Source organism: Streptomyces gardneri (assembly GCF_006539185.1).
Lineage (GTDB): Bacteria > Actinomycetota > Actinomycetes > Streptomycetales > Streptomycetaceae > Streptomyces > Streptomyces gardneri.
Genome location: NZ_BJMN01000021.1, coordinates 1 through 24,643, shown reverse-complemented (window position 1 = coordinate 24,643; position 24,643 = coordinate 1). Strand labels below are relative to the sequence as shown.

The window sequence follows — 24,643 nt, the reverse complement described above, 5'->3', positions numbered from 1 at the left end:
AGCGCGGCGGACACATCCCCCGATCGGATCAGCCGATCGTCACACCGCCGCGTTCCCGACGGGCCGTCACGAAGTGAACGGACGGGCCGGCCAGGGCGCTTCCGCCGGGCGCAACGCCTCGACTCCTTCGCCCGCGCGCGCGGCGGCCAGCGACAGGACGCCCACCACCAGGCAGTTGTTGTGCAGCTCGCCCGCGAGGACCCCGCGCACGAGCTCCGCGAGCGGCACCCGCGCCAGCTCCATGTCGGCCTCCTCGTCGGAGACCTCGTAGCGCTCGCCCTCCGCCTCCGCGAGGTCCCGGGCGAGGAAGATCCGCACGGCCTCGTCACAGCCGCCCGGGGTCGTGTAGACGTCCGTCAGGACCCGCCAGTCCCCGGCCTTGACGTGGGCCTCCTCGTACAGCTCGCGCTGGGCGGCGTGCAGCGGGTTCTCACCGGGCACGTCGAGGAGCCCCGCGGGGATCTCCCACAGCTTCTGCCGCACCGGGTGCCGGTACTGCTTGAGCAGCAGGACCCGGTCCTGCTCGTCCAGGGCCAGGACGGCCACCGAGCCGGGGTGGACCTGGTAGTCGCGGCTCGCGACCGTGCCGTCCGGCATGACCACCTCGTCCGTGCGGACACTGGTCTTCTTTCCCTGGAAGGGGGTCGTCGTCGCGACGACCCGCCACTCCTCCGGGGTGTCCTGCAGCTCCATCTGGGTCCTCCCACGTACGCGCACACACGAAAGCCGGGGTACGCGTCGTCAAGGACCCGTACCCCGGCAACGTTAACGCCGACCGACGACAGCGCCGGTTACTTCGCGGGCTTGCCCGTCTTGCGCTCGACGGCCGCCTTGACCAGGCCCGCGAAGAGCGGGTGCGGGCGGGTCGGGCGGGAGCGGAGCTCCGGGTGCGCCTGGGTGGCGACCAGGTAGGGGTGGATCTCGCGCGGGTACTCGACGTACTCGACGAGCTTGTTGTCCGGGGAGGTGCCGGAGAAGACCAGGCCGGCCTTCTTCTCCAGCTCCGCGCGGTAGGAGTTGTTGACCTCGTAGCGGTGGCGGTGGCGCTCGTCCACGTACGGCTGGTCGTCGTAGACCTCGCGGACGATCGAGCCCTCGGCGAGCTTCGCCGGGTACAGGCCCAGGCGCATCGTTCCGCCCAGGTCGCCGGCGCCCTCGACGTACGCGAGCTGCTCCTCCATCGTGGAGACGACGGGGTGCGCGGTCGCCGGGTCGAACTCGGTGGAGTTGGCGTCCGGGATGTCCGCCAGGTTCCGCGCGGCCTCGATGACGATGCACTGGAGGCCGAGGCAGATGCCGAGCAGCGGCACCTTGTTCTCGCGGGCGTACTGGATCGCGCCGATCTTGCCGTTCACACCGCGGTCGCCGAAGCCGCCGGGGATGAGGATCGCGTCGACGTCACCGAGCTGCTTCTTGGCGCCGGCCGGCGTCTTGCAGTCGTCGGAGGTGACCCACTTGACCTTGACCCGGGCCTTGTTGGCGAAGCCGCCGGCCCGCATGGCCTCGGTGATCGACAGGTAGGCGTCGGGCAGGTCGATGTACTTGCCGACGAGCGCGACGGTGACCTCGTGGTCGGGGTTGTGGACGCGGTCCAGCAGGTCGTCCCAGGTGGACCAGTCCACGTCGCGGAAGGGCAGGTCGAGCTTGCGGACGACGTAGGCGTCCAGGCCCTCGGTGTGCAGGACCTTCGGGATGTCGTAGATCGACTTGGCGTCGATCGCGGCGACGACCGCGGCCTCGTCGACGTCGCACATCAGCGAGATCTTGCGCTTGATGGCGGTCGGGACCTCGCGGTCGGCGCGCAGGACGATCGCGTCCGGCTGGATGCCGATGTTGCGGAGGGCGGCGACCGAGTGCTGGGTCGGCTTGGTCTTCAGCTCGCCGGAGGGGCCGATGTAGGGCAGCAGCGAGATGTGCACGACGAAGACGTTGTCGCGGCCGACCTCGTGGCGGACCTGGCGGACGGTCTCCAGGAACGGCAGGGACTCGATGTCGCCGACGGTGCCGCCGACCTCGGTGATGACGACGTCCACGTCGTCCGTCGCCATGCGGCGGATCCGGGACTTGATCTCGTTGGTGATGTGCGGGATGACCTGCACGGTGTCGCCGAGGTACTCGCCGCGCCGCTCCTTGGCGATGACCTGCGAGTAGACCTGGCCGGTGGTGACGTTGGCCGAACCGTCGAGGTCGACGTCGAGGAAGCGCTCGTAGTGGCCGATGTCCAGGTCGGTCTCGGCGCCGTCGTTGGTGACGAACACCTCACCGTGCTGGAAGGGGTTCATCGTGCCCGGGTCGACGTTCAGGTACGGGTCGAGCTTCTGCATCGTGACCCGCAGGCCGCGGGCCTTGAGGAGCGCACCCAGGCTGGAGGCGGTCAGGCCCTTGCCGAGGCTGGAGGCGACACCCCCGGTGACGAAGATGTGCTTGGTCGTCGTGGTGTTGGGCGGCATCGCCAAGAGGGGGCTCCCGTGGTCGCGTTCTGGAGGTGCGTACCGGCGTCCCCTCCGGAAGAATCGGGGGGTGCCGTCGCTGCGGTTTCGGGGTCCTCGGCTGTCGCCGTTTCCCACCGGTCCACGGGGTACCAGGGTATCAGCGACATCGGGAGACCGCTTCCGGCCACACGCGGCAGTCGGGTGTTCACGGACGGCTACGGAAGGGTGGGGCGGGATCCGTCCGGCGGGGTGATCGACGTGGTCACGGGCCTGTTCACCCGATCGGAGCAGCTGCGTTACCCGCGTGATCACCGGGTCACTAGGGTGCGACGTATTCTGCTCGGACACAGCCCGCCGAGCAGACCGGCCATCGGCAACACCCCGCCGGCCCGACCGGACCGAGAGCTCGTCGACGAACCCTTGACCGCTGACACCAGCAGACCCGGCTGACACCCAGCCGGCGCAACCGAGCAAGCGCCCCACGGGGCGGACGTGGCCGTTCGACTGGAGTGAAGCACGTGGCCGGGCGCATCGAGGATTACGCACTCATCGGAGACATGCAGACGGCCGCGCTGGTCTGCCGGGACGGCAGCGTCGACTGGCTGTGCCTCCCCCGCTTCGACTCCCACGCGGTCTTCGCGGGGCTGCTCGGCACGGAGGAACACGGGTTCTGGCGGGTGGGTCCCACCGTGGCCGAGGACGCCGAGGCACCCCCTGCCGACCGGCGCCGCTACCTGGGCGACTCGCTGATCCTGGAGTCCGAGTGGGACACCCCGCGCGGCACGGTCCGGGTGACGGACTTCATGCCCCCGCGCGACGGCGCGCCGCAGATCATCCGGATCGTGGAGGGCGTCTCCGGCCGGGTCGCGATGCGCTCCGCGCTGCGGATGCGCTTCAGCTACGGCCGGATCGTGCCCTGGGTCCACAAGGTCGGCGAGCGCACGGTCGCCGTCGCCGGGCCCGACTCGGTGTGGCTCGACACGGACGCGGAGACGCACGGCGAGTCCCTCACGACGTACTCCGAGTTCACGGTCTCCCCCGGCGACCGGATCACCTTCACGCTCTCCTGGCAGCCCTCCCACAAGGAGCCGCCCGCACTGCCGGACCCGGAGGGCTCGCTGGCGGCGACCGCCGAGTTCTGGAGCGAGTGGGTCGACCACTGCACGTACCACGGCCCCTACCGGGAGGCGGTGGTCCGCTCCCTGATCACGCTGAAGGCGCTGACGTACGCGCCGACCGGCGGGATCGTGGCCGCGCCGACCACCTCGCTGCCCGAGGAGATCGGCGGCGTCCGCAACTGGGACTACCGCTACACCTGGCTGCGGGACGCGGCGATCACCCTCTCCTCGATGCTGCGCACCGGCTATCGCGAGGAGGCCCGCGCCTGGCGGGACTGGCTGCTTCGCGCGGTCGCCGGAGACCCCGAGAACCTCCAGATCATGTACGGCATCGCGGGCGAGCGGGAGCTCGGCGAGGCGGAGCTCGACTGGCTGCCGGGGTACGAGAACTCCGGCCCGGTCCGCGTCGGCAACGGCGCCGCCAACCAGCTCCAGCTGGACGTCTACGGCGAGGTCACCGAGGCCCTCCACCTCGCGCACATGACGGGGCTCTCCCGCAACGACTACGCCTCCCTCCTCCAGATCAAGCTGATCAACTACCTGGAGAAGCACTGGGACCAGCCCGACGAGGGCATCTGGGAGGTCCGCGGCCCGCGCCGCCACTTCACCCACTCCAAGGTGATGGCCTGGGTGGCCGTCGACCGCACGATCAAGCTCATCGAGTCCGGGGACGCCGACGGCCCGCTGGAGCGCTGGCGCGAACTGCGCGACGAGATCCACCGGGACGTCTGCGAGAAGGGCTACGACCCGGAGCGGAACACCTTCACGCAGTCGTACGGCTCCCAGGAGCTGGACGCCTCGCTGCTGCTGATCCCGCAGATGGGCTTCCTGCCGCCGGACGACAAGCGGGTCATCGGCACGATCGAGGCGATCCAGCGGGAGCTGTCCACGGAGGACGGCTTCGTGCTGCGCTACCCGACGGCCGGCGAGGAGGCCGGCGTCGACGGCCTCGAGGGCGACGAGGGCGCGTTCCTCGCCTGCTCCTTCTGGCTCGCGGACGATCTGGCGATGATCGGCCGGGTGGACGAGGCCCGCACGCTCTTCGAGAAGCTGCTCTCCCTGCGCAACGACCTCGGGCTGCTCGCCGAGGAGTGGGACCCCCGGCTCCAGCGCCAGGTGGGCAACTTCCCGCAGGCGTTCAGTCACGTCCCGCTGATCGACACCGCGCTGCGCCTGACGGCCAGCGGGGCGTACGGCGGCTGAGGCGCGGAGCACGGCCCGCCGGAATACGCTGGGAGGGTCCTGTCCCCCGTACGAAAAGGGGGCTCCCATGGCTCCCCATGTCTCCGAAAGCGCCCTGGCCGGACTGGTCGAGGACCTGGCCGGCGAGGTGATCACCCCCGGCGGTCCGGGCTACGACGAGGCTCGTGCCCTGCACAACGGCATGATCGACCGGCGCCCGTCGGTGATCGCCCAGTGCGCCACGCAGGCCGACGTGTCCAACGCGATCCTGTTCGGCCGTGAGGCCGAGCTGCCGATCGCGGTGCGCGGCGGCGGGCACAGCGTCGCCGGGACCTCCATGATCGACGGCGCGCTGATCGTCGACCTCCGCCGGATGCACGGGGTCGTCGTGGACCCGGAGGACATGACGGTACGGGTCGAGGGCGGGGCGACCATGGCCCACCTGGACCACGCGTGCCAGCCGTTCCACGTGGTGACGACCGGCGGGCGGGTGTCCACCACCGGCGTCGGCGGCTTCACGCTGGGCGGCGGCTCGGGCTGGCTGGAGCGGAAGTTCGGCCTCGCCAGCGACAACCTCCTCGCCGCCGACCTGATCACCGCCGAGGGCAAGCACGTCCACACGGACGCGGAGGAGAACCCGGAGCTGTTCTGGGCGCTGCACGGCGGCGGCGGCAACTTCGGGGTGGCGACCTCGCTGACGCTGCGGCTGCACCCGCTGCCCGAGATGAGCGTCGCGATGCTGCTGTTCCTGCCCGGCGACGCGCCCGAGGTCGTGCGCACCTTCCGCGATCTCGGCGTCCGCGCGCCGGACGAGATGGGCGGCGGCGCCATCTACATGCCTGCGCCCCCCGAGCCCTTCGTCCCCGAGGACCTGGTCGGCAAGCTGGTCTGCGGGGCACTGTTCACGTACACCGGCCCGGTCTCCGAGCTGCGCGAGTTCGCGGCGCCGCTGTTCGCGCTGAAGCCCGTGGTCGAGGTCGTCACGGACATCCCGTACGTGGACCTGCAGACGATGCTCGACGACCCGCCCGGGCTGCGGAACTACTGGTCGGCCGAGTACCTGCGGGACTTCCCCGATGAGGCCGTGGACGTCTTCTGCGACCGCGGCGCGCGGATCCCGGCCTCGACCGCCACCCAGCACGTGCTGTTCCTGATGGGCGGGGCCGTGGCCGCGGGGCCCTCCGAGTACCCGCAGCCGTGGCGCACCGCCCCCTGGGCGGTGCACCCGTTCGCGACCTGGGAGGACCCCGCATACGACGAGCAGGCGAAGCAGTGGGTCCACGACGTGCGCGCCGACGCGCGGCCGTGGGCCATCGAGGCGACGTACCTGAACTTCATCGGTGCCGAGGGCGAGCAGCGGATCGTCTCCTCCTTCGGTGAGGAGAACTACCGCCGGCTCGCCGCCGTGAAGGCCCAGTACGACCCCGCCAACGTGTTCCGCTTCAACCAGAACATCGTGCCGGCCCGCTGAGCCGGCTCAGCGAAGCGCGTCGATCACCTCCTTGGCGGCGCGCTCGCCCTCGGTGGCGCCGCCCTCCATGAAGCCCTGGAAGTCGTACGAACAGTGCTCGCCGCCGATGTGGACGTTGCCCTGGGCCTTGCCCTCGTATCCCGCGTACCGGTGGAGGTAGCCGACGGGCCAGCAGGAGTACGCGCCGAGGGCGTTCGGGTTCTTGTGCCAGGCGGAGAGCTGGGCGCGGCCCGTGTAGGCGGCGGAGGTGCCGGGGAAGAAGGCGTCGATGCCCGCGAGGTAGCGGGTGACGAGGTTCCGGACGTACGGGTCGGACTCGGTGGAGAACGGCCCTGCGGGGTCGAGGTTCCTGGCCAGGCTGCCGCCGCCGTACTGGATGAGGATGCCGCCGGTGCCGCCCTGGACCTTGGTGGTGTCCCAGGTCTGCTGGACCTCGCTGTCGGTGAAGCAGTCTCCGGCGGAGACCCCGGGCCAGGGGCCGGTGCCGCGCCAGGGGCGGGTGCCGAACTGCATGTTGAGCTTGGTGCAGTGGCCCATGCGGGCGTCCCGCAGCAGGTTCCGCATGAGGGGGTCGAAGCCCGCCAGGGACAGGTCGAGCTGTTTGAGGACCGGCAGGGGGAGGCAGAGGATCGTGTGGTCGGCGGTGACGGTCCGGACGGCGCCGGCCTCGGTGAAGGTCAGCGTCTGGGTGCCGTCGGCGTTGGACCGCACGGCGGTCAGGGACCAGCCCCGGCGCAGGGTCCCGGAGGTGAGGGCGCCGGCGATGGCGTTGGGGAGCAGGTCGTTGCCGCCGACGATGTGGTACCGCTCGTTGGACAGGCCCCAGATGTTGAAGTTGCCCGGATTGGTCTGGTAGCCCATGAGCAGGACGAGGGCGAGCGAGGACTGTTCGGTGGTGTCGGCGCCGTACTCGACGTTGTAGGCGACGTCGATGAACCTGCCGAGCGGCGAGGAGTGGCCGCCGGGGACCCGGGTCTCGATCCACTCGTACACGGACATGTTGTCGAGGGCGGTGCCGGTGGGCGTGGTCTGGTTCCAGAAAACCTCGCCCGCCTCGGAGAGGTCGCGGCGCAGTGCCTGGTAGACCGCGTTGAAGTCCTCGTCGGCCTGGTGGCGCGGGTAGTAGGCGCCGCCGAACCAGAGGACCTCCTCGGCCCCGTTGGGTCCGCCGCCGAGGAAGTCCTCGACGTCGAGGTCGAAGCGGCGGCAGAGCTCCAGGATCTTCTTGTGGCCGGTGTCGATCAGCTCGCCGCCGATCTCGGAGGTCTGGCCGTACGCCCAGTGGCCGCGCTGGGTCCACATCCGGCCGCCGACGCGTGAGGGGTCGGCCTCGTAGAGGACGGGGCTGAGGCCCGCGTCCTGGAGGGTGAGGGCGGCGGTGAGGCCGGATATCCCGGCGCCGACGACGGCGACCCTGGCGGAGTTCTTGACGGGCGGGGACGGGGTGGCGGCGCGGGCGGGGACGGCCCCGCCGAGGCCGGCTGCCCCGGCGGCGCCGACGACGACACCGGCGGCGGCCGCGTACTTGAGCAGGGAGCGGCGCCCGAGGGCGTCGGCTCTCATGCCTCTGAGCTCGTCGACGGGGATGTCGAGACGCCGGGCGTCGGCGTGCTCGGCGGCGAGGCGCTTCAGCAGGTGCATCGGGTTGGTGCGTGCCATGGAGCGCTCCTTGGGGAGGGGGAATCAGCTCTGCGGTACGACGGCGGGGGCGGGGGCTGCCTCGGCGGGGCGCTCGGCCGCGTCCTCCAGGACGATCCGGCCGATGATCTCGTAGCGCTCGGGCCGCTTGGCCTTGAGGTAGAAGCCGAGGCCGAGGCCTCCGAAGAAGACCAGGCCGACGATCCAGGGGATCGCCTTGAAGAAGAGGGAGTCGGCGGCGAGTCCGGCCGCGGTCTCCATGTTGATGACCAGCAGGACGACGACGGCGATCATGCCGATGCCGCCGAGGAGCGGCGCGGTGAGGGTCCTGAACCAGTGCCGGTCCTCGGGGTGGTTCTTGCGGAAGTAGCCGATGACGGCGAAGGAGCACAGGGTCTGGACGATGAGGATCGCCATCGTGCCGAGGATCGCGAGCAGGGTGTAGAGGTGGATGTAGGGGTCCTGGCCGGTGAGCCAGAAGGCGCCGACGAGGCCGACGGCGATCGCGCTCTGCACGTAGGAGGCGATGTACGGCGAGCCGTGCCGCGCGTGGGTGCGGCCGAGCGCCGGGTGGAGGAAGCCCTCGCGGCCGATGGCGTACAGATAGCGCGAGGCGCACTGGTGGAAGGCCATGCCGCAGGCGAAGGAGCCGGTCAGCAGCAGCCACTGGAAGGCGTCGACGGCCCAGGCGCCGATGAAGGACTGGGTGGGCGCGAAGAACAGGTCGAGGGGGGAGGAGGAGGCCGACAGCTTCACGGACCCGGTGAGGCCGTTTCCGGCGATCGTCATCCACGACACGTAGATGTAGAAGAGACCGACGCCGATGACGGAGATCAGGGTGGCGCGCGGGATGACCCGCTTCGGGTCGCGGGACTCCTCCCCGTACATGGCCGTCGACTCGAAGCCGACCCAGGACCAGAAGGCGAAGAAGAGCCCGAGCCCCGCCGAGGTGCCGGTGAAGGCGTTCATGGGGTTGATCGGCTCGACGGGGATGCCGTCGGGTCCTCCGCCGGCGATCAGCACGGCGGTGGCGACCGCGAAGAGGACGGCGATCTCCGCGATGAGCATCACGCCGAGTGCCTTGGCGGTCAGATTGATGTCGAAGTACGAGAGGACGGCCGTCACGGCCAGCATGACCGCCGCGTACAGGATCCACGGGATGTCGACGCCGAGCTGATCGGCGACCGTCGTCTTGGCGAAGTACGCGAAGACGCCGACGATGGAGGCCTCGAAGACGATGTACGCGAGGACCGCGAGCATGCCGGAGGCCATGCCGGCGATCCGGCCGAGACCGTGCGAGATGTAGCCGTAGAAGGCGCCCGCTGCCGTGATCCGCTTCGCCATGGCGACATAGCCGACGGAGAAGACGGTCAGGACGAGCGTCGCGAAGAGGTAGCCGGCGGGTGCGCCGGTGCCGTTGCCGAAGCCGACGGCGATGGGGAGGTTGCCGGTCATCGCGGTGATCGGGGCCGCGGTGGCGACGGCCATGAAGACGACGCCGACCAGACCGACGGAGTTCGCCTTCAGCCGGTGGACCTCTGGGGTGGAGTTCTCTGCCATGGCGCGAGAGCATCCTCGCGTGTGATGCAGGCCACAATCGACATGCGGTCGCACAATTCCCGCCATGGGGCGACGAGTTGTCGCCCCGATGTACGAAGTGTCCGGTGCCGTGACCGTGGGGTGATGTCACGGAAACACGGACGCGGGTAGCGTCCGGCCCCATGGACAATCAGGGCGGGATCACCGTGCAGCGGGCGCTCGAACTCCCGGGGCTGCGCAGCGGGCTCCCGGAGGTCGTCGCCGGCGCGGACCGGCTGCACCGCACGGTGCGCTGGGTGCACGCGGGCGAGGTGCCGAACATCGCGTCGCTGCTCAAGGGCGGCGAGCTGCTGCTGACCACGGGCCTCGGGCTCGGGACCCGTCCGGCCGAGCAGCGGGCCTTCGTCCGCCGGCTCGCGGACCGGGGCATCGCCGCGCTCGTGGTGGAGCTCGGCCCGCGCTTCGCCCGCCTCCCGGCGACGATAGTGGAGACCGCGCGGGCCGCCGGGCTCCCCCTGGTGCAGCTGCACCGCGAGGTCCCCTTCGTGGCCGTCACGGAGGAGATCCACACCGAGATCGTCAACGGCCACTACGCGCTCCTCCGGCAGGCCGAGGAGGTCCACCGGCAGTGCACGGAGGCCCTGCTCGGCGGCGGTGGGGTCCCGCAGGTCCTGCGGATCCTCTCCGACTTCGCCGCGAACCCGGTCTTCCTGGAGACCGCCGACGGCCAGCTGCTGTACGCGGCGGGCACCGAGTCCGGTCCCGCCGACCCGCTCCAGGTGTGGGACGGGCTGCGCGGCCAGCGCGCGGCCCGCGAATCCGGCCCGCCCACCGGTACGGTCCTCGTCGACGTGCCGGGCGGCGGCCCCGGTACGGGCTCGGTCCGGGCCCGTCTGGTCCTCCTCGCGGTCTCCGGCGCCCTCTCCCCCGTCCACCGGATGGCGGCCGAGCGGGCGGCGGGCATCCTCGCAGTGGTCCTCATGCAGGCGCGCCAGGAGGAGGAGCTGGCCGCGCGCGGCCGGGGCGACTTCCTGACGGACCTGGCGGAGGGCCGGATCACGGCCGAGGCGGCGCCGGCCCAGGCCCGCGTCCTCGGCTTCAAGCCGGGCGAGGGTCCGCTGCTGCCGGTGGTCATGCGGCTGGCCTCGGAGCTCTCCCCTTCGGGCAACTGGGCGCTCCTCGCCCGGGCGGTCCTCGAAGAGCTCTCCTCCGTCGGCGTCCCGGTCCTGCTGGGCGTCCGCCCGGTCGAGGGACGGGTCCCGCTCCTCCTGGGCCTGCGCTCGGAGTCGGAGCGCACGGCCGTCGCGGACCGGGTCGCGGCGGCGCTCCGCGCGGGCGTGGAGCGGGCGGGCCTGGAGCGTGCGGGCGTCCACCCGCCGGTGGTCGTCGTGGGCGTCGCCGGAAGCTGGGCGGCGGCCTCGGCGGGCCTGCGGCACGCGGCGGAGACGGCGACGGCGGCGCAGGGCCTGTCGGACCTCCCCTGGTACGACGCCCGCCGCCTCGACATCGACCTGCTGCTGTGGCGGCTGCGCGACCACCCGGACCTGGCGGCCTTCGTGGACCGCGCGATCGGCCCGCTCCGGGACCACGACCGCGCGTCCCGTCCCCCGCTGCTGCCGACCCTGGAGACGTACCTGGCGCACGCGGGCCGCAAGGCGGAGACGGCCCGCGAACTCCACCTCAACCGCCAGACGCTCTACAACCGTCTGGCCCGCATCTCCGAACTCCTGGGCACGGACCTGGACGACCCCCAAACGGTCCTGGCCCTCTCGCTGGCCCTGAGGGCCCGCCGCCACGCGACGTAACAGGCCGCAGGGCTTCGGGAAGGGGCGGTAGGCGGGAGCGGGCGGGGGAATCACCCAGCCCGCCCCCGCCTACCGCCGCCCCGCCAACTCGTCGTACACGCTCAGCACATGCGCGACGGTCTCGTCCTCCGTCGGCCAGGTCCCCGCCTGCACCCGCCCCGCCGCCGCGAGGTCCATCCGCCGCTCCGCGTCCTCCAGCAGCCCCCGCACCGCGCCCGCGAGCGCCGCCGCGTCCCCGTACGGCACGAGCTCCGCCGCGTCCCCGACCAGTTCCGGCACTCCGCCGACCGCCGTCGCGACGAGCGGGACGCCGAGCCGCAGCGCCTCCTGCGCGAGCAGGGACCGGGCCTCCCGGCGCGACGGGAGGACCGCGACGTCCGCGGCGGCCAGCAGCTCCGCGACGTCGTCGCGCCGCCCGATCAGCCGCACCGCGAGCCGCTCCGCCGTGATCCGCCGCTGCAGCGCGGCCCGTTCGCGCCCCTCGCCCGCGATGACGAGCAGCGGCTGCGGGTCGAGGTCCCGCCACGAGCGGGCGGCGTCGAGCAGCGTCCCGTATCCCCGCCCTCGTTCGAGCGCTCCGACGGCCATCAGCAAGGGCCGGTCGACCGCGCCCAGTTCGGCCCGGGCCTTGCCGTCGTGCAGGCAGACGGGCCCGCGCCCGGCCGGCACGGTGACCGGCGCGAGCCGGGCGTCCCGCGCCCCGCGCCGCCGCGCCCGGTCGACGAGCTCGGACGATGTCCCGAGGACGACGGACGCGGCCCGTACGGTGCTCCGCTCCAGGAGTCGCTGCACCCCGCCCCGCGCCCCGCCCAGGTGGTTCCGGCTGTGCCAGGTCGTGACGAGCAGCGTGCGCCCCCCACCGGACCCGGGCACGCCGGACCCCGACGCACCGGACCCCAGCCCTCCACAAGCCGTCCCGCAGGACGGCGCCGACAGCGCGAGGGTGGCCCGCACGGAGGCCTGGAGCCCGTGCGCGTGGACCACGTCCGCGCCGATGCAGGCGTTACGGAGCGCGGTGACGGTCGCGGGGTCCCCGAGGCGCGGCAGGGGCACGAAGTGCGCCCCCGCACCGAGGTAGTCGTAGAGACGGTCGAGTTCTGCCGGGGCGCACACGGTCACCCGCACGCCCCTCGCCACCAGCCCCGAGGCGAGTGATCGGACGTGAGAGCTGCTGCCCGCGCTGCCGCCGCCCAGCACTTGGACCGTACGGAGCTGTGTCACGCGCCCTAGGATGCCAGCCCGTACCGCCGACCGTACGCACGTTCCGGCACCGAAACGGCGTCGATCCCTTGTACGGAGGGCGTCCGCCGCCCGGACCCGCCCCAGGGTTCACCCACTTGAGCGAGCGCGCGAGGCGGCGTCCCACTCCCCCCACGCCGCGGCGGCGACGAGTCCCGCCGCGTGCGCGACGAGCCCGAACCGCCCGTTCCCGGCGGCGATCGCGCCGCCGACGGCCGCACCGAGCGCGTGCGCCCCGGTGTCACCGAGCATGGTGCGCTCCCCGAGGTCCTCGCCGAGGACCGCCGCCGCGGCTCCCATCGGGGCGGCGGCGAGCGATCCGCGGAGCAGCCCGGGCGCGCCGAGCGCGAGCACGGCCAGGCCCGCCCGCCCCGGCCGTACGTCCACGAGGTTGACCAGGTGGGCGCTGCCGGCGATGACGACCCCGGCGAGGACCTTGTCCACGGGCCGATCCTTGAGCAGCGCCCCGGCCGCCAGCGAGGCCGCGCCGATGCCGAGGAGCTTGACGGCCCCGCTGGTCACCTCGCCGTCCCGCAGCGCCGCCAAGTGCGCCCGGAAACCGCGCCGGTGATCGCCCTTCACATCGTCGTACGCCCCGCACGCCGCAGCGGCCAGCAGGGCGAACGCCACGGGCCCGCTGCCACTGCCGACGGCCGCACCGAGAGCGGTCGCGGGCCCGGCGAACAGGTCGACGCTCCGCCCGGCGTGGTTGGTCCGCGTCCACCGCGGGTCACCCGACGAGGCGAGGCCGCCGGACGAGAGGTCACCCGACGGCGACAGGTCACCCACCGACAGCGGGTCACCCGCCGACCGTTGGCCGCCCGACGACCGGCGCAGCCCCTCGTACACCGCCCGCGTCACGCCCGCGGCGACCCCGAACGACGCGAGACGCCTCACCCGTCCGCCCGGGCCGTCGCGAGCAGCTCCTCCGCGTGCGCCCTGGCCGTCTCGGAGTCCTCCTGGCCGGCGAGCATCCGGGACAGCTCCCGGACCCGCTCCTCGCCCTCCAGGACGGTGACGCCGGAGCGGGTCACGGAACCGTCGTTGGTCTTCTCGACGAGCAGCTGCCGGTCGGCGAAGGCCGCGACCTGCGGAAGGTGGGTGACGACGACGACCTGCGCCGTCCTGGCGAGCTTGGCGAGCCGCCGCCCGATCTCCACGGCCGCCTTGCCGCCGACACCCGCGTCGACCTCGTCGAAGAGGTACGTGGGCACGGGGTCGGTCCCCGCGAAGACGACCTCCACCGCGAGCATCACGCGGGACAGCTCACCGCCGGACGCGCCCTTGGCGATCGGCCGCGGCGGCGCGCCGGGGTGCGGGGCGAGCAGCAGCTCGACCTCGTCGGCCCCGGACGGTCCGTACGCGACCCGCCGGCCGCCGACCTCGACACCGTCGGGGTCCTCGGTCTGACTGATGGCGAAGGACACGCGCGCGTGCGGCATGGCGAGCGAGGCGAGCTCGGCGGTGACCGCCCCGGCGAACCGGTCGGCCGTCTCCGTGCGGGCGTCGGTGAGCCCCTGGGCGAGGACGGACAGTTCGTCGCGCAGCCGGTCCCGCTCGGCGGTCAGCTCCTCGACGCGGTCGTCGTCGCCGTCCAGCTCGCCGAGCCGGGCCGCGCTCTCCTCGGCCCAGGCGAGGACGGCGTCGATGTCCTTGCCGTACTTCCGCGTGAGCTGGGTGAGGGCCGCGCGCCGCTCCTCGACGGCGGCGAGCCGCAGCGGGTCGGCGTCCAGGTCGTCGGCGTATCCGGCGAGCTCCCCGGCCACGTCCCCGAGCAGGATGGAGATCTCCCCCATCCGGTCGGCCAGCGAGGCGAGCGCCGCGTCGTGCGACCGTACGGCCTCCAGGGCCCGGCCCGCGCCCGCGACGAGGGTCGTCGCGTCGACGGCCTCGGGGTCCTCGGGGTTGCCCGCGAGCGCGCCGTGCGCGAGCGCCGCGGCGGAGGCGAGGGCCTCGGCGTGCCCGAGCCGCTCCGCCTCGGCGGCGAGTTCGGTGTCCTCCCCGGCGCGCGGGGCGACGGCCTCGATCTCGGTGAGCCCGAAGCGCAGCAGATCGGCTTCCTGGGCCCGCTCCCGGGCCCGGGTGGTGATCTCCTCCAGCTCGCCCGTGACGGCCCGCAGCCGCTTGTACGCCTCGCCGTAGACGGCGAGCGGTGCGGCGACGGCCTCACCCGCGTACCGGTCGAGCGCTCCGCGCTGCCGGGCGGGCTTGAGCAGGCCCTGCTGGTCGGTCTGCCCGTGGACGGCGACGAGCTCGTCGGCGAGCTCGGCGAGCAGCCCGACGGGCACGGAGCGCCCGCCGAGGTGGGCCCGTGAGCGTCCTTCGGCCGAGATGGTGCGGCTGACGAGGAGCACGCCCTCGTCGAGCTCCGCCCCGGCCTCCTCCGCGCGTACGGCGGCGGGCGCGCCCGCGGGCACGCTGATCCGTCCTTCGACGACGGCCGAGGCCGCGCCGATCCGCACCAGGGCCGGGTCGGCCCGTCCACCGAGCAGCAGGCCCAGACTGGTCACGACCATGGTCTTGCCCGCACCGGTCTCACCGGTCACCGCGGTGAAGCCGGGCGACAGCTCGACCACCGCGTCGTCGATGACCCCGAGCGACCGTATCCGCATCTCCTCCAGCACGCCCCAGACCATACGAGGTTTCCCTGGTCCGATGCGACATCGCCCCGGCCGTAACTCTCCGGCGCGCCGATCGTTCGAGCACCCGGCAGGCCGGTCAAGGGGTACGTCAGTGCGGAGCGCCCCGCCAGCCCGACACCGGGAGGGCGAACTTGGCGACCAGCCGGTCCGTGAAGGAGGCGTGGTGCAGACGGGCCAGCCTGACGGGCACGGCGCCCCGCCGTACCTCGACCCGCGCTCCCGCCGGAAGCTCCACGGTCCGCCGCCCGTCGCACCACAGCACGCCGTGCGGGGTGTGCGGCTCGACCTCGACGGTGAGGACCGACTCGGGGGTGGTGACGAGCGGCTTGGCGAACAGCGCGTGGGCCCCGATGGGGACCATGAGCAGGGCCTCGACCTCCGGCCAGACGACCGGTCCGCCCGCCGAGAAGGCGTAGGCGGTGGAGCCGGTCGGTGTCGCGCAGATCACCCCGTCGCAGCCGAAGCCGGTGACCGGGCGGCCGTCGATCGCGAGCACGACCTCCAGCATCCGCTCCGGGGACACCTTCTGGACGGCCGCCTCGTTGAGCGCCCAGTCCCGGTGCAGGACGTCGCCGTTCTCGTACACGACGACGTCGAGGGTCATGCGCTCCTCGACCTCGTACGCCTTCGTCACGACCCGGTCGACGACCTTGTCGAGGTCGTCGCGCTCGGCCTCCGCGAGGAAGCCGACCCGGCCCAGGTTGACGCCGAGCATCGGCACCCCGGAGGCGCGGGAGAACTCGGCGCCGCGCAGCAGGGTGCCGTCGCCGCCGAGGACGACGAGGAGTTCACAGCCGTCGAGGGCGTCGGAGCAGGCCTCCGGCACCTTCTCGACGGACGGCGGCAGTGGCAGGTCCGAGGCCTCGGCCTCCAGGACGCGGACGCCGATGCCGCAGCGCAGCAGCCCCAGGACGACCAGTTCGGCGCTGCGCACGGCGGCGGGCCTGCCCGTGTGCGCGAGCAGGAAGACGGTGCGCGATGTTCCCGATGGTGCTGCTGTCGAGCTCAACTAGGTCCCTCCGCCACGGCGCGGTCTACGTCCGCCGGATCCAGCGCGGGCGCGCCTGCCCGCAGCCACAGAAAGTACTCGACGTTCCCGGAGGGGCCGGGCAGCGGGCTGGCGGTGACGCCGAGGACACCGAGTCCGAGCTCGGCGGCGCGCCGGGCCACGTTCTTCACGGTGTCGGCGCGGAGCTCGGAGCTCCGTACGACTCCGCCGGTGCCGAGCCGCTCCTTGCCCACCTCGAACTGCGGTTTCACCATCAGGACGAGGTCCGCGTCGGGCGCCGTGCACGCCGCGAGGGCGGGCAGGACGAGGCCGAGCGGGATGAACGACAGGTCGCCGACGACGAGATCGACGGGCACACCGTCGATGGCGTCGAGTGTCAACTCGCGTACGTTCGTCCGGTCCTTCACGGTGACCCGCTCGTCGCTCTGCAGCGACCAGGCGAGCTGCCCGTAGCCGACGTCGACGGCGACCACATGGGCGGCGCCCGCGCGCAGCAGCACGTCGGTGAAGCCTCCGGTGGAGGCCCCGGCGTCCAGGGCGCGCCGGCCCTCGACCCGCAGGCCCTGCGGGACGAAGGCCTCGAAGGCCCCGGCGAGCTTGTGGCCGCCGCGCGAGACGTAGTCGGGGTCGGAGTCGTCCTGGACGACGACGATGGCCGCGGCGGTCTCGACCTGTGTGGCGGGCTTGGTGGCGACGGTCTTGCCGACGGTCACCCGGCCCGCGGCGATCAGCTGGCTGGCGTGCTCGCGCGAGCGCGCGAGTTTGCGCCGTACCAGCTCGGCGTCGAGACGGCGGCGTGCCACTCCTGCCACGTTCGGTTCAGCTCCTGTTGTCGTGCGGACGGGGGGCGGGGTGCGCGTCGAGCGAGGTCAGCTCGGCGCGCAGTCCACGGTGTACATCCTCGTACACCTCCAGGTGTCCGTCCGCCGGGAGGTGGTCCACCTCGGCGAGACGCGCCAGGTGGGCGTCGACGGCGGCGTGGCCGGTGAGCTCCCGGGCGATGCCGAGCGGCGCGGGCGCGGCGGGTTCGTGGTCCTCGGCGGCCCCCGCGGCTTCTCGCTCGTCGGGCCCCTGCTCGGTCGTCGCGTCGCTCATCCCCCGACGCTATCGCGAAGCCCTGAGGTACGGTCGACGGCGATGGCGACGATCACTGAGTGCCGTGGCGCACTGGACAGACTTTCGGACAGTCTCGCGCGGGCCGACGGCGACGTGCGGGGCGCGACCGCGCTCGACCGCACCCTGAGCTGCCACATCACGGACCTCGACACGACCTTCACCGGCCGTCTCGCGGACGGCCGGATCGAGGTCGAGGGCACGGTCCCCGGCCCGCCGCCGGCGAAGGCGCAGATCCGGCTCGCGATGACCGGCGACGACCTGGTGGCGATGGTCGGCGGCGAGCTGAACTTCGCGAAGGCCTGGGCCTCCGGCCGGGTCAGGCTGGAGGCCGGCTTCCGCGACCTGCTGAAGCTGCGCTCACTTCTGTAGGGCGGGCTTCTGAGCGGCCCCGGTGTCACGGGCCCGCGCCTTGCGCCCGGCCGGTACGACGAGCGGCGTGCCGGTCTCCGGGTCCTCGATGACCTGGCAGCGCAGCCCGAAGACCCGCTCGACGAGCTCGGCCGTGACGACCTCGGACGGCGGGCCCTCGGCGACGACCTCGCCGCCGCGGACGGCGATGAGGTGGGTCGCGTACCGGGCCGCGTGGTTGAGGTCGTGCAGGACGGCGACGAGCGTCCGGCCCTGCGTCTCGTGCAGCTCGGCGCAGAGGTCGAGGACGTCGATCTGGTGCTGGATGTCGAGGAAGGTCGTCGGCTCGTCGAGGAGCAGCAGCGGCGTCTGCTGGGCGAGCGCCATGGCGATCCAGACGCGCTGGCGCTGCCCGCCGGAGAGCTCGTCGACGTACCGGTCGGCCAGCTCGGCGACGCCGGTCGAGGCCATCGACTCCTGCACGATCCGCTCGTCCTCCGGCGACCACTGGCGCAGCAGTCCCTGGTGCGGGTAGCGGCCGCGGGCGACGAGGTCGGCGACGGTGATGCCGTCGGGCGCGATCGAGGACTGGGGCAGCAGGCCGAGGGTCTTGGCGACCTTCTTGGCGGGCAGCGAGTGGATCGACGCCCCGTCGAGCAGGACCCGCCCCTCGGCGGGCTTCAGCATCCGGGAGAGGGCGCGCAGCAGGGTCGACTTGCCGCAGGCGTTGGGCCCGACGATGACGGTGAAGGAGTTGTCGGGGATCTCGACGGACAGGTCCCGGGCGATGACCCGCTGCTCGTACGCGAGGGTGACGGATTCCGCGCTCAGACGCTGCTTCTGCCGACCGGTCATACCCGTACTCCTGTTGTCCTTGTTCTTGGCGTGCGTGGTCATATCCGGCCCGCCTTGCGTTCGGTGACGAGCAGCCAGAGCAGATAGCAGCCGCCGAGGATGCCCGTGACGACGCCGACCGGGAGCTGGCGCTCGCCGAAGGCGTTGGTGGCGATCCAGTCGGCGCTGAGCAGCAGCGCCGAGCCCATGAGGGCGGAGGCGGCGAGGTTGGGGCCGGGCGCCCGGGTCAGCCGGCGGGCCAGCTGGGGCGCGCTCAGCGACACGAAGACGATCGGCCCGGCGGCGGAGGTGGCGACGGCGACGAGCAGCACGGCCGAGGCCATGAGGACGATCCGGGTCCGCTCGACCTTCACGCCGAGGGCGTACGCGGCGTCGTCGCCCATCTCCAGCATGCGCAGGGCCCGGCCGTGGCCGAGGACGAGCGGCAGCAGGACGCAGCAGACGGCGAACAGCGGCCAGAACTGCGACCAGTCGCGCCCGTCGAGGGAGCCGGTCATCCACACGGTGGCGCGGGTGGCGTCCACCAGATTGGCCTTGGTGATCAGGTAGTGGATGACGGAGGTGAGCATGGCGGCGGCGCCGATGCCGACGAGCACCAGCCGGTAGCCGTGCACGCCCTTCTTCCACGCGAGCAGGTAGATCGTCACACCGGTGACGAGCCCGCCGACGACGGCCCCGCCGGCCGCGGCAGCGGCGTCCCCCTGGAAGAGGACGATGACCGCGAGCGCGCCGACGGTGGCGCCCTGACCGAAGCCGATGACGTCGGGGCTGCCGAGCGGATTGCGGGAGACCGACTGGAAGACGGCCCCGCCGACGGCGAGCGCCGCGCCGACGAAGACGGCGACGAGGACCCGCGGCAGCCGCAGGTCCATGACGGCGAACTCCTGGACGACGGTGCCCTTGCCGAGGAGCGTGTCGACGACCTCGCCCGGCGTCATGGGGAAGTCCCCGGTGCCGATGAGGACGACGGCGACGGCCACGGTGAGCACGAGCAGGCCGAGGACGGAGAGCGCGGCCCGGGGCTCGTACCGTACGGAGAACCCGCCGCCGGCCCGCAGGGTCTTGGTGGTCACAGCTGGGCCATCCTCTTGCGGCGTACGAGTCGGATGAAGACGGGCCCGCCGATGAGAGCGGTCACGATGCCGACCTGGAGCTCGGAGGGCCGGGCCACGAGCCGCCCGACGACGTCGGAGCCGAGCAGCAGGACCGGCGCGAGGACGGCCGCGTACGGCAGGATCCAGCGCATGTCGGGCCCGGTGATCGCCCGCACCATGTACGGGACCATCAGCCCGAGGAACACGATGGGCCCGCAGGCCGCGGTCGCGGCTCCGCACATCAGGGTGACGGCCACCATGGCGACGACCCGGGTCCGGTTGATGTTCGCGCCGAGGGCCCGGGCGGTGTCGTCGCCCATCTCCATGGCGTTCAGGGGCCGCGCGATGAGGAGCGCGAGGACGGCCCCGGTCAGGATGAAGGGGGCGACCTGCCGGATCGTCGCCATGTCGGCGGAGGCGAGCGAGCCGACCGTCCAGAACCGCATCCGGTCGAGGGCAGCGGAGTTGAGCAGCTCGACGGCGTTGACGTACCCGTAGAGCGCGGCGGTCGCGGCGGTGCCGGCGAGCGCCAGCCGCACGGGGGTGGCGCTGCGGCTGCCCCCCAGCAGATAGACGACGACGGCGACGACCGCGGCTCCCACGAAGGCGAACCAGACGTACTCCTTGACGTCGACCACCCCGAGGAACGCGATGGCCGAGACGACCGCCGCGGCGGCGCCCGCGTTCACCCCGAGCAGTCCGGGCTCGGCGAGCGGATTGCGGGTCAGCCCCTGCATCACGGCCCCGGACAGCCCGAGGGCGAGCCCGACGAGCAGCCCGAGGAGGGTACGGGGGACGCGTACGTCATGGATGACGACGTCGTTGCCCACGCCGCTGTTCTCGAACAGCCCGTGCCACACGTCTCCGAGCGGCACCGGCTTGGCACCGATCATGATGCTCAGGACACAGACCAGCAGCAGGACCGCGACGGCCACCACCAGCCCGACGGCACGCACGGAGTTCCGCCGTGTCGCGGTCGGGGCGGCGGGCGTCGGATCCGCGCTCGCTCGGGAAGGACTCTCAACCAACACGGAGTTAGGTTAGCCTACCCAATTTTCTTACCCTCGCCCGAGCGACGACCCCATCGACCCGCCGCGTCACCACCCCAGCGTCACCACCCCAGCGACGCCAGCGCCTTCCCCGCGTCCGCCCCGCACACCCCGTCCCCCGCGGCCGACCACGCGGCCCCGCACAAGGCCCGCACCCCGTCCATCACGTCCGCGCGCGCCTCGGACGCCGCCTCCAGTACCAACTCGCCCCCGCTCACGGACGCCCGCCACGCCCCGCAGGCGACGACTCCACCCGCTCCCTCGGCGACCTCCGGCTGACCCACCAGCAACCCCCGCAGATCCGCCGCCACATACGTCGGCCGATGCTCCGGCACCGCCGTCAGCAACTGCGCCACATCCGTCACCCCGGTGAGGACGAGCAGCGAGTCCACCCCGCCGTTGAACGCACCCTCGATGTCCGTGTCCAGCCGGTCCCCCACCACCAGCGGCCGCGCGGCCCCCGTCCGCAGCACCGTCTCCCGGTGCATCGGCGGCAGCGGCTTCCCCGCGACCTTCGGCTCCGCACGACCCCCCGACGCGATCCGGACGACCTCCACCGCGGCACCGTTCCCCGGCCCGATCCCCCGCGCACCCGGAATCGTCAGGTCGGTGTTCGAGGCGTACCACGGCACCCCGCGCTGCACCGCGTACGCGGCCTCCGCGAACCGCCCCCACGGCAGGTCCGGGCCCCCGTACCCCTGGACGACCGCCGCCGGCTCGAAGTCCGCCGACTCCACCGGCACGAGCCCCCGCTCACGCAGCGCCACCCGGAGCCCTTCGCCCCCGACGACCAACACCCTCGACCCCGGCGGCACTTCCTCGGCGATCAGCCGCGCGACCGCCTGCGCCGAGGTGACCACGTCCCCGGCCACCGCCGGCACACCGAGGTCGGTGAGGTGCGTCGCCACCTCCTCCGGCGTCCGCAGCGCGTTGTTGGTGACGTACGCCAGGTGCATGCCGCCCTCGCGCGCCACACCGAGCGCCTCGACCGCGTACGGGATGGCCTCCCCGCCCGCGTACACGACACCGTCCAGGTCGAGGAGCGCCGTGTCGTACGCCGCGCTCAACGCCACCGCGCTGCTCCCCGGAAGCCTCCTGCCGCCACCGTCGTGCTGCCCCTGGCCGTTCCGCACCGTCACCGCTCACTCCTCGCCTCGCCGGGTGAAGTCTCCCCCGCTCCCCCGATCATCGCTCATGGCCGCGCCCACATACGATGTCGAGATGAACACCTCAGGTCACGCGGCCGACGCTGTCCGCGACGACGACGCAGGGCTGCGCCTGGCCCCGTTCCGCGGACTCCGTTACGTCCCCGAGCGGGTCGGCAGCCTCGCCGCCGTGACGTCCCCGCCCTACGACGTCGTCGTACGACCTGACGGACTTCTCCATCTGGAATCGGCCGACCCCCACAACATCGTCCGGCTGATCCTCCCGCAGGCCATCACCGCCGGCACCCGCCACCGCAAGGCCGCCGTCACCCTCGACCGCTGGCTCGCCGACGGCGTCCTCGCCCCGGACCCGGAACCCGCGCTCTACGTGTACGAGCAGAGCGGCGACGGCATCCTCCAGCGCGGCATCATCGGTGCCCTGGAGCTCTCCACCCCGGACGAGGGCGTGGTCCTCCCGCACGAGGACGTCATGCCGCACGTGGTCGAGGACCGTGCCGCCCTCATGCGGACCACGGCCGCCAATCTGGAGCCCCTGCTCCTCACCTACGTCGGGGAGGACGACGGCGGCGCCGACGCCGTCATCGAGCGCGCCGTGCTCCGCGAGCCCCTGCTCTCCACCACCACGGAGGACGGCTTCCACCACCGTCTCTGGGCGGTCACCGACCCGGCCGAACAGGCCACCGTCGCCGAGGAGCTCCGCCGGCACCAGGCCCTCATCGCGGACGGCCACCACCGCTGGGCGACGTATCTGCGGCTGCGCGAGGAGCACACCGCTCCCGGCCCCTGGAACTACGGCCTGGTCCTCCTCATCGACACCGCCCGCTATCCCCTGCGGGTCCGCGCCATCCACCGCCTCCTCAATCGCCTGCCGGTCGCCGACGCCCTGGCGGCCCTCGGCGACTCCTTCCGGGTACGCCGGATCGAGCGCCCCCTGCCGATGGCCCTGGAGGCCCTGGCCACCGCGGCGGCCGAAGGCAACGCGTTCCTCCTCGCGGGTGACGGCGCCTTCCATCTCCTGGACCGCCCGGACCCCACCCTCCTCGACCGGACGATCCGCGCGGACCGCCCCGAGGCCTGGCGCACCCTGGACGCGACCGTCCTGCACTCCACTCTTCTGGAGCAGATCTGGCACATCCCGGACGCGCCCGAGGACATCGCCTACATCCACGACACCGAGGCCGCGGTCGCCCAGGCGGAGCGCCGCGGCGGTACGGCGGTCCTGATGCACCCGGTACGCGAAGAGGTCGTACGGGACCTGGCCCGCCAGGGCGTGACGATGCCCCGCAAGTCGACCTCGTTCGGCCCGAAGCCCGCGACCGGCCTGGTCCTGAGAAGCCTCGCGCTGGACTGAGCCCGGAAACGAAGAAGGGCGGCACCCCGAGGGGTGCCGCCCTTCTCACATGTTCAACGGATCAACGGTCGTCGCCGTCGACGTCGACGTCCTCGACATCGTCGACGTCATCCGCGACATCGACGATCCCACCCTCGACGTCCTCGACGTCGTCCGCATCCTCGACGTCCTCGACATCGTCCTCGACGTCTTCGATGCCCTCGACATCGTCCTCGTCGTCCGAGTCGTCGAAGGCGTCCACGAACTCGATGCCGTCCAGCTCGGCGAGCCGGTCCGAGGCGTCCGTGACGCCGTCCTTGTCGGACTCCAGGGCCTTGGCGAACCAGTCCCGCGCCTCGCTCTCGCGTCCGGCGGCGAGCAGGGCGTCGGCGTAGGCGTACCGGAGACGCGCGGTCCACGGGTGAACGGCGCCGGACGCCAGCTCGGGGCTCTGCAGCGTCACGATGGCGGCGTCCAGCTGACCCAGGTCACGACGGGCGCCGGCGGCCACGAGCCGCATCTCGACCTGTCCGGCCTTGTCCAGCTTCTGCACCTCGGGCTCGCCGGCCATCGCCAGCGCCCGCTCGGGGCGGCCCAGGCCGCGCTCGCAGTCGGCCATGACGGGCCACAGCTCGACGCCACCGCTCATCCGCCGCGCGGCACGGAACTCGGCCAGCGCCTCGGAGTACTTCTGCGTGGCGTACGCGGCGAAGCCGGCGGCCTCGCGCACGGCCGCGACACGCGACGCGAGCCGCAGGGCGACCCGGGAGTACTCGTACGCCTTCTCCGGCTCGTCGTCGATCAGCTGGGCGACCATGACGAGGTTGCGCGAGACGTCCTCGGCCAGCCCCTTGGGCAGGCTCATGAGCTCCTGACGCACGTCCGCGTCGATCTCGTCACCGGTGACCTCCGGCGGGATCGGCAGCCGCTTGATCGGCGCACGGTCGCCACGGTCCCGGTCACGGTCGTCACGCGCCCCGTAGCCGCCCCGGTCGTCCCGCCCACGGAACCCACCGCGGTCGCCGTCACGCCGGTCGTCGCGGCGGAAGCCACCGCCACGGCTGTCGTCACGCCGGTCGTCCCGACGGAAGGGAGGCCGCTCGTCACGACGCTCGTCACGCCGGAAGCCGCCACCACCGCGGTTGTCATCGCGACGGTCGTCACGCTGGAAGGAGGAGGGCCGCTCATCACGACGGAAGCCACCACCGGTGCCGCCGCCACGGTTGTCGTCCCGACGGAACCCACCACCGCGGTTGTCGTCACGACGGTCGTCACGCTGGTACGAGGAGGGCCGCTCGTCGCGTCGGAAGCCGCCACCACCACGGTTGTCATCACGACGGTCGTCACGACGGAAGCCGCCACCACCGCGGTTGTCGTCGCGCCGGTCGTCACGCTGGAAGGAGGAGGGGCGCTCGTCACGACGGAAGCCGCCGCCCGTGCCACCGCCACGGTTGTCGTCACGACGGAAGCCACCGCCGGAACCGCCACCACGGTTGTCATCACGACGGAAGCCGCCACCGCGGTTGTCGTCGCGCCGGTCGTCACGCTGGAAGGAGGAGGGGCGCTCATCACGACGGAACGAAGGCCGCTCGTCACGACGCTCGTCACGA

The 24,643-nt window shown here is 72.7% G+C and carries 20 protein-coding genes and 1 pseudogene; 5 read left to right on the top strand and 16 right to left on the bottom strand.

Annotation, left to right across the window (positions count from 1 at the left end):
- Positions 1-66: 66 nt before the first annotated feature.
- Together SGA01_RS16715 and pyrG are read right to left on the bottom strand one after the other, a co-directional pair.
- Positions 67-693, bottom strand: coding sequence for an NUDIX domain-containing protein (locus SGA01_RS16715; protein ID WP_055644312.1), 627 nt, complete (start codon positions 691-693; stop codon positions 67-69).
- Positions 694-791: 98 nt separating this feature from the next.
- Positions 792-2,450 (bottom strand): CTP synthase, encoded by a 1,659-nt coding sequence (gene pyrG, locus SGA01_RS16710; RefSeq protein WP_024757730.1) that lies wholly within the window; start codon positions 2,448-2,450, stop codon positions 792-794.
- 500 nt (positions 2,451-2,950) lie between these two features.
- On the opposite strand from pyrG, the gene SGA01_RS16705 reads away from it, so the two are divergent.
- Positions 2,951-4,753 carry a glycoside hydrolase family 15 protein gene (locus SGA01_RS16705; RefSeq protein ID WP_141297299.1) on the top strand — a complete coding sequence of 601 codons (1,803 nt, stop codon included), beginning with the start codon at positions 2,951-2,953 and terminating at the stop codon, positions 4,751-4,753.
- Positions 4,754-4,820: 67 nt separating this feature from the next.
- A complete protein-coding gene (locus tag SGA01_RS16700; protein ID WP_141297298.1) occupies positions 4,821-6,203 on the top strand; it encodes an FAD-binding oxidoreductase in 1,383 nt (460 codons plus the stop codon).
- A gap of 6 nt (positions 6,204-6,209) precedes the next feature.
- Here the strand turns inward: SGA01_RS16700 and SGA01_RS16695 are convergent, their stop codons facing one another.
- Together SGA01_RS16695 and SGA01_RS16690 are read right to left on the bottom strand one after the other, a co-directional pair.
- Complete coding sequence (locus tag SGA01_RS16695; protein WP_141297297.1) at positions 6,210-7,862, bottom strand: flavin monoamine oxidase family protein; 1,653 nt, start codon at positions 7,860-7,862, stop codon at positions 6,210-6,212.
- A gap of 24 nt (positions 7,863-7,886) precedes the next feature.
- The gene (locus tag SGA01_RS16690; protein ID WP_141297296.1) at positions 7,887-9,401 is read right to left on the bottom strand and encodes an APC family permease; all 1,515 of its coding nucleotides are present in this window, start codon (positions 9,399-9,401) and stop codon (positions 7,887-7,889) included.
- 161 nt (positions 9,402-9,562) lie between these two features.
- On the opposite strand from SGA01_RS16690, the gene SGA01_RS16685 reads away from it, so the two are divergent.
- Complete coding sequence (locus SGA01_RS16685; RefSeq protein ID WP_141297295.1) at positions 9,563-11,185, top strand: PucR family transcriptional regulator; 1,623 nt, start codon at positions 9,563-9,565, stop codon at positions 11,183-11,185.
- Between the two features lie 69 nt (positions 11,186-11,254).
- Here the strand turns inward: SGA01_RS16685 and SGA01_RS16680 are convergent, their stop codons facing one another.
- From SGA01_RS16680 to SGA01_RS16655, 6 genes are all read right to left on the bottom strand, one after another.
- Entirely contained in the window at positions 11,255-12,406 is a 1,152-nt protein-coding gene (locus SGA01_RS16680; RefSeq protein WP_141297294.1) for a glycosyltransferase family 4 protein, read from the bottom strand.
- 108 nt (positions 12,407-12,514) lie between these two features.
- Positions 12,515-13,321: a hypothetical protein gene (locus SGA01_RS16675; protein ID WP_141297293.1), complete on the bottom strand. Its 807-nt coding sequence runs from the start codon at positions 13,319-13,321 to the stop codon at positions 12,515-12,517.
- Positions 13,318-15,060 carry a DNA repair protein RecN gene (recN, locus tag SGA01_RS16670; protein ID WP_141297292.1) on the bottom strand — a complete coding sequence of 581 codons (1,743 nt, stop codon included), beginning with the start codon at positions 15,058-15,060 and terminating at the stop codon, positions 13,318-13,320. The genes SGA01_RS16675 and recN overlap by 4 nt, the downstream gene beginning before the upstream one ends.
- 94 nt (positions 15,061-15,154) lie before the next feature.
- Positions 15,155-16,075, bottom strand: coding sequence for an NAD kinase (locus SGA01_RS16665; RefSeq protein WP_141297291.1), 921 nt, complete (start codon positions 16,073-16,075; stop codon positions 15,155-15,157).
- The gene (locus tag SGA01_RS16660; protein WP_141297290.1) at positions 16,072-16,887 is read right to left on the bottom strand and encodes a TlyA family RNA methyltransferase; all 816 of its coding nucleotides are present in this window, start codon (positions 16,885-16,887) and stop codon (positions 16,072-16,074) included. The genes SGA01_RS16665 and SGA01_RS16660 overlap by 4 nt, the downstream gene beginning before the upstream one ends.
- A gap of 7 nt (positions 16,888-16,894) precedes the next feature.
- A complete protein-coding gene (locus tag SGA01_RS16655; RefSeq protein WP_055644302.1) occupies positions 16,895-17,170 on the bottom strand; it encodes a hypothetical protein in 276 nt (91 codons plus the stop codon).
- 42 nt (positions 17,171-17,212) lie between these two features.
- Between SGA01_RS16655 and SGA01_RS16650 the strand changes: the two genes are divergently transcribed.
- Complete coding sequence (locus tag SGA01_RS16650; protein ID WP_141297289.1) at positions 17,213-17,560, top strand: SCP2 sterol-binding domain-containing protein; 348 nt, start codon at positions 17,213-17,215, stop codon at positions 17,558-17,560.
- On the opposite strand, the gene SGA01_RS16645 is transcribed toward SGA01_RS16650, so the two are convergent.
- From SGA01_RS16645 to SGA01_RS16630, 4 genes are all read right to left on the bottom strand, one after another.
- Positions 17,549-18,436 (bottom strand): ABC transporter ATP-binding protein, encoded by an 888-nt coding sequence (locus SGA01_RS16645; RefSeq protein ID WP_371866041.1) that lies wholly within the window; start codon positions 18,434-18,436, stop codon positions 17,549-17,551. The two genes, SGA01_RS16650 and SGA01_RS16645, sit on opposite strands and share 12 nt — an antisense overlap.
- Positions 18,433-19,467, bottom strand: a complete 1,035-nt coding sequence (locus tag SGA01_RS16640) for a FecCD family ABC transporter permease (protein WP_141297288.1) — start codon at positions 19,465-19,467, stop codon at positions 18,433-18,435. The genes SGA01_RS16645 and SGA01_RS16640 overlap by 4 nt, the downstream gene beginning before the upstream one ends.
- Positions 19,464-20,423: an iron chelate uptake ABC transporter family permease subunit gene (locus SGA01_RS16635; protein ID WP_174867352.1), complete on the bottom strand. Its 960-nt coding sequence runs from the start codon at positions 20,421-20,423 to the stop codon at positions 19,464-19,466. The genes SGA01_RS16640 and SGA01_RS16635 overlap by 4 nt, the downstream gene beginning before the upstream one ends.
- Positions 20,424-20,599: 176 nt before the next feature.
- Positions 20,600-21,676 carry an HAD hydrolase-like protein gene (locus SGA01_RS16630; protein WP_141297287.1) on the bottom strand — a complete coding sequence of 359 codons (1,077 nt, stop codon included), beginning with the start codon at positions 21,674-21,676 and terminating at the stop codon, positions 20,600-20,602.
- An 82-nt stretch (positions 21,677-21,758) separates the two neighbouring features.
- Here SGA01_RS16630 and SGA01_RS16625 point away from each other — a divergent pair, with 82 nt between their 5' ends.
- Positions 21,759-23,054 carry a DUF1015 domain-containing protein gene (locus SGA01_RS16625; RefSeq protein WP_174867340.1) on the top strand — a complete coding sequence of 432 codons (1,296 nt, stop codon included), beginning with the start codon at positions 21,759-21,761 and terminating at the stop codon, positions 23,052-23,054.
- A 61-nt stretch (positions 23,055-23,115) separates the two neighbouring features.
- Here the strand turns inward: SGA01_RS16625 and SGA01_RS16620 are convergent, their stop codons facing one another.
- Positions 23,116-23,913 (bottom strand): tetratricopeptide repeat protein, encoded by a 798-nt coding sequence (locus SGA01_RS16620; protein ID WP_141297403.1) that lies wholly within the window; start codon positions 23,911-23,913, stop codon positions 23,116-23,118.
- 66 nt (positions 23,914-23,979) lie between these two features.
- Positions 23,980-24,643, bottom strand: a pseudogene (locus SGA01_RS43075) (DEAD/DEAH box helicase); the annotation flags it as partial.

Bases quoted from the DNA above. Each gene is read 5' to 3' on its own strand.
- SGA01_RS16690 (WP_141297296.1), bottom strand. From the start codon at position 9,401: ATGGCAGAGAACTCCACCCCAGAGGTCCACCGGCTGAAGGCGAACTCC.
- SGA01_RS16625 (WP_174867340.1), top strand. From the start codon at position 21,759: ATGAACACCTCAGGTCACGCGGCCGACGCTGTCCGCGACGACGACGCA.
- SGA01_RS16650 (WP_141297289.1), top strand. From the start codon at position 17,213: ATGGCGACGATCACTGAGTGCCGTGGCGCACTGGACAGACTTTCGGAC.
- SGA01_RS16695 (WP_141297297.1), bottom strand. From the start codon at position 7,862: ATGGCACGCACCAACCCGATGCACCTGCTGAAGCGCCTCGCCGCCGAG.
- SGA01_RS16715 (WP_055644312.1), bottom strand. From the start codon at position 693: ATGGAGCTGCAGGACACCCCGGAGGAGTGGCGGGTCGTCGCGACGACG.
- SGA01_RS16655 (WP_055644302.1), bottom strand. From the start codon at position 17,170: ATGAGCGACGCGACGACCGAGCAGGGGCCCGACGAGCGAGAAGCCGCG.
- recN (WP_141297292.1), bottom strand. From the start codon at position 15,060: ATGGTCTGGGGCGTGCTGGAGGAGATGCGGATACGGTCGCTCGGGGTC.
- SGA01_RS16685 (WP_141297295.1), top strand. From the start codon at position 9,563: ATGGACAATCAGGGCGGGATCACCGTGCAGCGGGCGCTCGAACTCCCG.
- SGA01_RS16645 (WP_371866041.1), bottom strand. From the start codon at position 18,436: ATGACCACGCACGCCAAGAACAAGGACAACAGGAGTACGGGTATGACC.
- SGA01_RS16700 (WP_141297298.1), top strand. From the start codon at position 4,821: ATGGCTCCCCATGTCTCCGAAAGCGCCCTGGCCGGACTGGTCGAGGAC.
- pyrG (WP_024757730.1), bottom strand. From the start codon at position 2,450: ATGCCGCCCAACACCACGACGACCAAGCACATCTTCGTCACCGGGGGT.